The sequence below is a fragment of the Bartonella jaculi genome, assembly GCF_039543045.1.
Lineage (GTDB): Bacteria > Pseudomonadota > Alphaproteobacteria > Rhizobiales > Rhizobiaceae > Bartonella > Bartonella jaculi.
In genome coordinates this window covers 1-8,124 of sequence record NZ_BAABIZ010000040.1, presented here as the reverse complement: position 1 = coordinate 8,124, position 8,124 = coordinate 1, and the positions used below count along the sequence as shown (strand labels likewise).

General features: G+C 38.7%; 8 protein-coding genes and 2 pseudogenes. 5 read left to right on the top strand and 5 right to left on the bottom strand.

Translation table 11 applies throughout. The features are described 5' to 3' along the window. The 4 genes and pseudogenes from ABD915_RS10335 to ABD915_RS08455 all read right to left on the bottom strand — a co-directional run. A pseudogene (locus ABD915_RS10335) lies at window positions 1-71 on the bottom strand (IS607 family transposase); the annotation flags it as partial. A gap of 448 nt (window positions 72-519) precedes the next feature. Then, window positions 520-1,581 carry a CobW family GTP-binding protein gene (locus ABD915_RS08465; RefSeq protein WP_345117364.1) on the bottom strand — a complete coding sequence of 354 codons (1,062 nt, stop codon included), beginning with the start codon at window positions 1,579-1,581 and terminating at the stop codon, window positions 520-522. Window positions 1,582-1,586: 5 nt separating this feature from the next. Beyond that, complete coding sequence (locus ABD915_RS08460) at window positions 1,587-2,699, bottom strand: D-alanyl-D-alanine carboxypeptidase family protein (RefSeq protein ID WP_345117360.1); 1,113 nt, start codon at window positions 2,697-2,699, stop codon at window positions 1,587-1,589. A gap of 528 nt (window positions 2,700-3,227) precedes the next feature. Continuing rightward, entirely contained in the window at window positions 3,228-4,040 is an 813-nt protein-coding gene (locus ABD915_RS08455) for a lysophospholipid acyltransferase family protein (protein ID WP_345117358.1), read from the bottom strand. A 127-nt stretch (window positions 4,041-4,167) separates the two neighbouring features. On the opposite strand from ABD915_RS08455, the gene thiD reads away from it, so the two are divergent. The 4 genes and pseudogenes from thiD (at window position 4,168) to ABD915_RS08435 (ending at window position 6,106) form a co-directional block, all read left to right on the top strand. Then, entirely contained in the window at window positions 4,168-5,031 is an 864-nt protein-coding gene (gene thiD / locus ABD915_RS08450; RefSeq protein ID WP_345117356.1) for a bifunctional hydroxymethylpyrimidine kinase/phosphomethylpyrimidine kinase, read from the top strand. Between the two features lie 12 nt (window positions 5,032-5,043). After that, window positions 5,044-5,619, top strand: a pseudogene (locus ABD915_RS08445) (NADPH-dependent FMN reductase). Beyond that, entirely contained in the window at window positions 5,606-5,734 is a 129-nt protein-coding gene (locus ABD915_RS08440) for a hypothetical protein (RefSeq protein WP_345117355.1), read from the top strand. Before ABD915_RS08445 ends, ABD915_RS08440 begins: the two are co-directional and overlap by 14 nt. Before the next feature lie 24 nt (window positions 5,735-5,758). After that, window positions 5,759-6,106, top strand: coding sequence for a Rossmann-fold NAD(P)-binding domain-containing protein (locus ABD915_RS08435; protein WP_345117353.1), 348 nt, complete (start codon window positions 5,759-5,761; stop codon window positions 6,104-6,106). Window positions 6,107-7,244: 1,138 nt separating this feature from the next. Here ABD915_RS08435 and ABD915_RS08430 read toward each other — a convergent pair. Beyond that, on the bottom strand, window positions 7,245-7,775 hold the full coding sequence (locus ABD915_RS08430) for a helix-turn-helix domain-containing protein (protein ID WP_345117363.1): 531 nt from the start codon (window positions 7,773-7,775) through the stop codon (window positions 7,245-7,247). Window positions 7,776-7,925: 150 nt separating this feature from the next. Here ABD915_RS08430 and ABD915_RS08425 point away from each other — a divergent pair. Beyond that, window positions 7,926-8,124 (top strand): helix-turn-helix domain-containing protein (locus ABD915_RS08425; RefSeq protein ID WP_345117362.1); only part of this gene is annotated, 199 nt, incomplete at its 3' end.

Genomic DNA, 8,124 nt, shown 5'->3' with positions numbered 1-8,124 from the left:
CAACGTCGTAGAGTGCTAATAGAAACCCCCAAAGCTTGAGCGGCCTTACCTATCCCAACAAATCTATTCATAATACGTATTATTACATAGATATAAATAGATTACAAGTAAACTGTGTAAACCCTTTACTTCTTTCAGAATGCTTTGTTCTTTTTTCTGTCATGCTGTAAAATATTGTACTTTCATAGGGGTATTCATGCATATTAAAGATACGATGCCTTCTCTGTCTGTTTTTAGTGTTTTGCATCAACTCAGTGAAATATAGTACGAGTGAAATATTCTAAGTAAGACTTATCCAGTGAACCTATGAAGTGAATCACATAGGGAGTGAGAAGATGCAATCTATTTAAGAAAAACCAGCCTAGTTGCAGATCTATGAAGGATAACCTTCGTGTCCTTTAGGATGAGGGGGAGGTCAAACGATATGCTCGTATTTATGGCGCAATGTAATGGAGGCTGTTCGAAAAGCGGTGGTATTGCTCATTAAAGATTTTCATTCATGAGAGGTTGGAAGAAAAACTAAAATTTTATTCCTGGAATGCTCAAAGGATTGTCTAGTATGGCGGTTTTGTCTGCGGTATCTATTGCTGGTTTGTTTAAAAAAGCATTGAAAAGTTTTTCTATTGCTTCTTTTTCAACACCATCGGCAATGATGACAAAACGGGTTTGTGCGATTCCTTTTGGCCATGCTGATAATCTTATTAGGGGATGAAAAAATGTTTGTACACCATGCAATACTACTGGACGCTGCGGGTCATCACGCAATGCGATAATTGCTTTGATACGTAATAATTTAGTACCATATAGATCTTTTAGAAGATTTAAAAAAGCGTCGATAGTAGCGTAATTCATAGGTTCTTCACAGTCTAGCGAAAAAGCACGAATGGTCCACTGGTGAATATGATCGTGGGGAGCAATGGTGGATCGTTGTTTAAGTTGTGTGTTTGCTGCTTTTTCATCCCATAACATTTTACCTATTAATGCGCTTGAGCAGCAGTGATCAGAATGGACATCAATGATTTGCGCTGTAGGATTAATTGCTTTGAGTGTGCTGAGAAGCGTATTTGAAAGTGTTTTTTTATCAGTAAGATCTGTTTTTGTGAGGATAATTTTATCAGCAAGCGCTAATTGTTTTTGTATTTCAGGATAGTGTTCGAGTATGGAAGGCGTGCTGAATGTATCAAATGTTGTAAGAACAGCGTCAATCGACAATGTTTGAATTAAGAGTGGGTGGCTTAGAAGAGCTTGTAAAATAGGGGCGGGATCAGCCATGCCTGTTGTTTCAATGATAATACGATTGAGTTTTTTGAGACTTCCTGTATGAACGCGATTAATCAAATCAGTCAATGTATCGATAAGATCACTGCGCAAATTACAGCATAAGCAACCATTTGCAAGTTCTATAATTCCTTCTGTCGTTTTTTCAACCAGAAGATGGTCAATACTTATTTCACCGAATTCATTGACGATAACGGCACACTCAGCCAAAAGAGGATCGCGCAACATACGATTGAGTAAGGTCGTTTTGCCAGAGCCTAAAAAGCCGGTTATAAGAGTAAGAGGAATGCGTGTTGTTTCCATATTCATTAACGATTATGGTTTACTGCTTTTGTTAGAGGGGGATTTGCTTGTTTTTTATGTGGAATGTGTAATTTTTTTAGCGGTTTGGCTGTGATTGTGGGTTCCTGTGGTGCACTAATGAGTCGTACTTTTAAAGGAAGTATGAAAGAAGGTGGGGCGCTGATCAAAGGTGAAGTAAAGATAATCTTTCCTTGATCATCATAAGAATTGGCGTGCATTTTTATGGCTTCAGGAGTACACATTTGTTGTTTCATGTCGCTTGCTTGTGTCATTTTGGTGCCATAGGGTTTTAGTGTTGCTAGTGTTAAGTGGAGTATACCTTTATGTGAAAACCCTGTTTCGAGCAATTGTGCGGCTTTTTCTTCTCTTTCACTCACGTTGTTAGAACCTAAAATGACAGCAATAATCGTGCGGTTGTTGCGGGTTGCTGAGGCAACAAGGTTAAAGCCAGAAGCACAAATAAAGCCTGTTTTCATGCCATCTATCCCATCAAAACGACCAATGAGATTGTTTGAATTGGGCTGGATTTTTCGTTTGTTACCAAAATCAATGGCAGGTATAGAAAAATAATGGGCATATTGAGGAAATTCACGACGAATATGGATCGCTAAAAGAGCAATATCGCGTGCTGTGGAGTAATTTTGTGGATCTGGTAATCCACTTGCATTAGAAAAATGCGTTCCAAACATGCCTAAACGTTGAGCCTCAGCATTCATTTTTTGCACAAAAGCTTCTTGAGATCCTGCAATTGCTTCACTCATGGCAATGGCCAAATCATTGGTGGATTTAACCATGGTGATACTTAAGGCGGTATCAAGTGTGAGAACAGAACCAGCTTTATAGCCTGAGCGGTACGAAGGAGCTTTTGTCGCATATTCGCTGATGGTAATGTGTTTGTTAGGTGAAATTTCTCCTGTGCTCATGGCACGGAAAATGACATAGGCAGTCATTAATTTTGTTAAGGAAGCCGGATACCAACGCTCAAAAGCTTTATGGTGCTCTAAGATGCGTCCCGTTGTAACATCAACAGATATAAAGGGCTGAGCTACAGCAAGGGTGCTTGTTAAACTCAAAATAAAAAACAAAAACAAAAACAAATTAATGAAGAGTCGTTGCATTAAGCTAGGTCCAATACCTTCTTACTAGTGATTGAAAACTGTTTTAATTTAGTACAAAAAGCTTTTAAGTCTATGATATAGAGGACAGATGGTTAATACCGTATTAGTTTTTCTTCAGGGGTAGAAATCATCATCTATTTTTAATTCAGTTTTACAGTTTTAAAAATATCGAGAACATTTAAATAATGGAGATCGCTAAGTCGCTCACGTTTTTGTTGGTGGCGTTTTTTAGTAGGATCTCATGCCTCATGAAGAATAGCGCGTCATTGTGTTGCTCTTCACAGTTATATTTAAAGAGATATTTTACTCTAATTATAATCTCATCTTTCAATATTGCACCTGCTTTTGCAATAAGACGGTTCATAAAAGGCATATTAAGTCCTTTTTCAAACAATTTTTATTCCCATACCAATCTTTCTTATGATGTGCAAACACACGTTTTTTGGTTCTGAAGCAAAAGCTTTGGAATGAGAAAATATTCCTCTATTGGGTATTTTCACATTCAATGTGAAAAATAATAAATTCTCTTTATAAATCAATGCCCCCTTCATTATTACTCAGTTTTTGAAGCTTTTTAACAGCGTGAGGTGGCATAGGTGGAGGGTTAAGATCTTGAGCTGCTAATAACAGCAATTCATCACAGGCTTTTTCTGTTTTTTGGATGAGTTGGTCTAGGAAATCACGTTTGCTTAAACCAGCTTCTATGGGGGGAAGAATGCGAACACGAATTGTTCCTGGATAACGGCGAAAATTGTCTCGTGGCCAATATAAACCGGCGTTGTGCGCAATGGGAACAACTTGAAGTCCCAGTTCATTGTAAAGAGCAACAATTCCTGATTTATAATCTGGCTCTTGACCTGGCTGTCGGCGTGTCCCTTCGGGAAAAATAAGAATTTGACGCCCTTGTTTTGCTTTTTCTTTTGCTTTTTGTAGGATAGTTTTCAAGGCTTTAATGGGGGTTGTGCGGTTAATTGGGATAATTTGTGTTTTTGCCATATACCAGCCAAAAAATGGAATCCATGTCAGTTCACGTTTTAGAATAAGAGCGGGATCATCAAAATAGGGTACAAGGCTGAAGGTTTCCCATGCGGATTGATGTTTTGGAGCAATGATATAGGCTCCTTTGGGAAGATTTTCTAAACCTTCAATCTCATAGTTTGTACCCGCAATATATTTTTGCAAAAAGAGTGTAACACGCGCCCATGTTTTTGGAATAATCCACGCTTTTTTGCGTGGCATTAAAAAATAAAAGGGTGCATAAAAAATCATTTGCACAAAAGTCGTGGTATAAAAAGCGAACGTAAAAAGAAGAGAACGAAGAATAAGCACTATATTTTCCATTGTATATCTGCAAAGAGACTGTGTATATAACGTACTTTACACGAGAAAGCATCTTTCTTTAGGTTTTTTCAAAAGTCTATTTTTCGGGAACCTATTTTCTGATTAAAAATATAAGGAAAAAAGATTCATGAGGTTGCAGGGGAGCGAAGACACTCTTTTTATTCCACGGATTTTATCTATTGCGGGGACTGACCCTTCTGGTGGTGCCGGAATGCAAGCCGATTTAAAGGTTTTTTCAGCAATGAAGACCTATGGTATGAGTGTGGTTACAGCTGTTGTTGCACAAAATACACAAGGCGTACGTGCTTTTCACGCGTTGGACGCTTCTTTTGTTGCTGACCAAATTGATTCTGTTTTTGAAGATATTCATGTTGATGCAGTTAAAATTGGTATGGTAGCGAATGCACAGATTGCACAGATTATTGCAGAGCGTTTGGCTTACTATCAACCGCGTTTTATTGTCTTTGATCCCGTTATGGTGGCAAAAAGTGGTGATGTTCTTTTAAAACCTGATGCGATTGAAATTATTCGTGATGTTCTTGTTCCGCTGTCAACTCTGATTACGCCAAATTTGCCTGAAGCAGCACTGTTGTTGGGATGTGAAGTGCAATGGTCTTTAAACGCTATGTACCAATATAGTCCGCAGCTTTTGACACTTGATTGTGGTGCGGTTTTATTAAAAGGTGGGCACCTGAATATCCTTGCGTGTGCAAATGGGGATAATTATGATCATTCCAGCCCAGACCTTTATTGTGATCGTGAGGGGATCGTAACACTTGAAGCTTCACGTCTCATAACGACCAATGATCACGGTACAGGGTGTACTATTGCGGCTGCGATTGCAGCACTTTTGCCGACAACACCCTTAGTTTGCGCGGTAAAAAGAGCAAAAGATTATCTCAATAATACTTTAGCGGCTTCAAGTGTTTTGCAAGTAGGAAGAGGTCGTGGTCCGGTTCACCATTTTTGTGAACTATGGGATGAAAGATAAAGGAGAATCCTCTTGAATATTGCGATTATTTTGGGGTCTATACGTCAACCTTCATTAACAAGAACTTTGACAAACTGTTTGGCTGATTGCCTATTGACGCGTGGTGCATCTCTTCATTGGGTTGATTTACGTGAACAGCCTTTGCCGATTGCTGATCCAGATTATCATCATCAGGTAGAGGCTAATCCAAGTGCTGCGGTACGATAGTTTATTAAAACAAGCGCGGCAGCTGATGATGTTATACTCGCTAGTCCCCTTTATCAAGGGTCTTATTCTGGTGTTTTAAAAAATGCTCTTGATCATTTGGCCTATGATGCTTTTTTAAGTAAACCGGTTGGGCTTATCTCTCATGGGAGTACAACCAAAAAATGTGCACAACCGTGTGAGCATTTATTGCCGGTGGTGCGCACGCTTTATGGACATGCGCTACAATGTCAAGTCGCTTCGGCCAAAGAGGATTTTGCATCAGATGATGAAGGACGCACGTGGAAAGTTATAAGCAAAGAGGTGCGGGAACGTTGTGAGCGGCTTGCTCATGAAATCTGTGCATTTTTTAAACAAAAGGGTGGGGGAGATGATAAGAAATAATGAGCAATATCGTTATTTTGTGGTAGGTGACACGGGGATGCTTGCTCCTTTGTGTCAGTCGCTAAAGCCACAAGAAGTGATTATTGCGGCGCGCTTTCTTTCTCATTGGGATTAGCTTGAAGCATTGCAAAAAAACTATATGTGTGTGCCGTTGGATTATTATTGTACGGCTTCGCAGAGACAATTTTTAGAAACTGTGACGCAATGGCATGGGCTAAAATATTGCATATTGTGGATTCATTCGCCCGCCCATACATTTTCTTGTGCGTTGATTGAGCGGTTGGCTCTTTTGGCTAAGCCGCCGTGTATTCTTCATGTTTTTGGTTCAAACGCTCATGATCAAATGATTGTTGATTGCGCGCGCAAAAATAAGATTGAGTTAATATCAGTAAAATTAGGACGAAAAATAACGCCCAATGGTTGGCGGTGGCTTACCCATTATGAGATACGCCAACAGGTATTAGACGCAATGAAAGCTCGTGAATGAACGAAAATTATGATTATTTAAAACGGCGAACAGGGTTAGTTTTTTTTGTATATTCTTTTTGAAACGTAAATACTTGTTATGAAGAGGGCAATATCGAAGCTGGTTATCGATCGCTTTATAGAGCGTTCATAATGAATTGTTTCACATGTGATTGGCTAAAATGGTTGGTCTCGAAGTAGCGTATAGCTGATATTCGTTTTGTAAATGATATAGTTTAATTTATTGTTGAGCGTTATGATCGTGTGAGACAAGATTGCGGAATAGTTGCACGTATTCATAAGGAAGATTTTGTCGAGTTTTAGAGATTGTGCTAGAGTTGAAATATAAGAGCGATGGTGGTTCTAGTATTGTAGTCTGCTAGCAACGCGTAGTTGAACATGCTACTTGCCAAGAATTTATTTAAATAAAGGGCGCTTGTTTTGCTATCACAATTCTCCTCTTAAGATTTTGCGTTTGCTTATTTTGTGGCTACAAATAGAATGTTGTACATGAAAAGGATGGAATTGCAAATCTTTGCTTTAGATTAAAGCCGCATGTTCAATTTTTAAAGAAGCTTTAATGACTTTTGAAAAGTCTGTGAAAGCCCAGAAAACCGCCTTTGAAGACCCTTTGAGAATCCCTAAAAAATCATGTGAAACAAAATAAATTGGTACAAAACCTAGTGTCAAAATATACAAATGTAGTTTGACAGTAGGTTTTGTACTAAGTGGGAAGAGGTGGGATTAGTTAGGAATAGGTGGTAATTTATTGTTTTTATGTATAAAATTTAGTATTAAATGCGTGTTTTGTCAAAATAGATTTTGACACCTAAAATTGTAAAAAAGAGCTAAAAAGAGCGAAAATTGGAATTTGAGCGTAAAAATGAGAGAAGGCTTTGAAAGGTCTTTGAAAACCCTTTGAAGATTTTTAAAAAGTCTGTGAAAGCCCAGAAAACCGCCTTTGAAGACCCTTTGAAAAAAATCCGATAAAATGTGAAGCGCATTGCAAAATCAGCCAAAAATGATCAAAAAAGCAAAAAAGATATGCGCCATATGGCGCGTTTCTATTTTTTGTAAAAATAATTATTTAAAAACAATGCGTTATTTAAGTTTCTTAATGTAAAGAGAAACGCGCCTGTATTTTTCATATTAAAGGAGCATTAAGCCGAATTTTGTGTAGTTTTGGAATGTTCTTTTTCAGCCTCGATTTGGCGCTTTAAATGCAATTTTAGAAGAGGCAAGGTAAGCTCTATTTCTTCCGTATCGTTGATGTCTTGAACCAGCTCTTGCAACTTTATACAAAGCTCTGCCGCGAGTTCCGCTATATCTTCAGGGGGGAGTTTTATGTTTTCATCGCGATAGGTTGTATAAGCTATGCGACCAAGTTTTTTCATGAGACCAGCAGGGATAATTTGTGGTTTAAAACCTGCTGCTTTCGCTTTTGCCATATCACTAAACATCTCACCTTCACCAGTGAGAAGCCAATGAAAGTCTACGCCATAAATTTTGTGATAGGCAATTGCGATAGATGCTGGTGGCTCATTTATACCAAGCTCATAGTTTGCAAGCGTATTTTTTGCCAAATTAAGAGATTTGGCAAAAGCACCGCGTTCTTCATTTCCGAGTATTCGTCTTATTTCACGTAGGCGTTTTGCCAATGGTGTTTTAGGTTCTGTTTCTAAACGTGCCAAAAAAATACCCATTAAGAACATTTTTCAGGTTGACAAACCCGAAAAATGGTTTTAACTATTATTACCGCCCGCTATAGAGGGCAGATATTTTACAATTAACCCCACAAAAAACGGATGTGGGAGCATCCGTTTGAAGCAGGAGCGAAAGTTATGACAACCACCCAAACATGCATTCAAGTATGGGATCGCCATAGTATTTTAGCTGAGCTACGCCGCCGTAATATGACCTTGGCGGAGCTCGCGAAAGCTTATCAACTCTCGTCATCCAGTGTTCAACACATTTGGACACGGTCTAACGAGAAAGCCGAACGCGCCATTGCCGATTTTATCGGTTTGCCCGTCGAGCAGG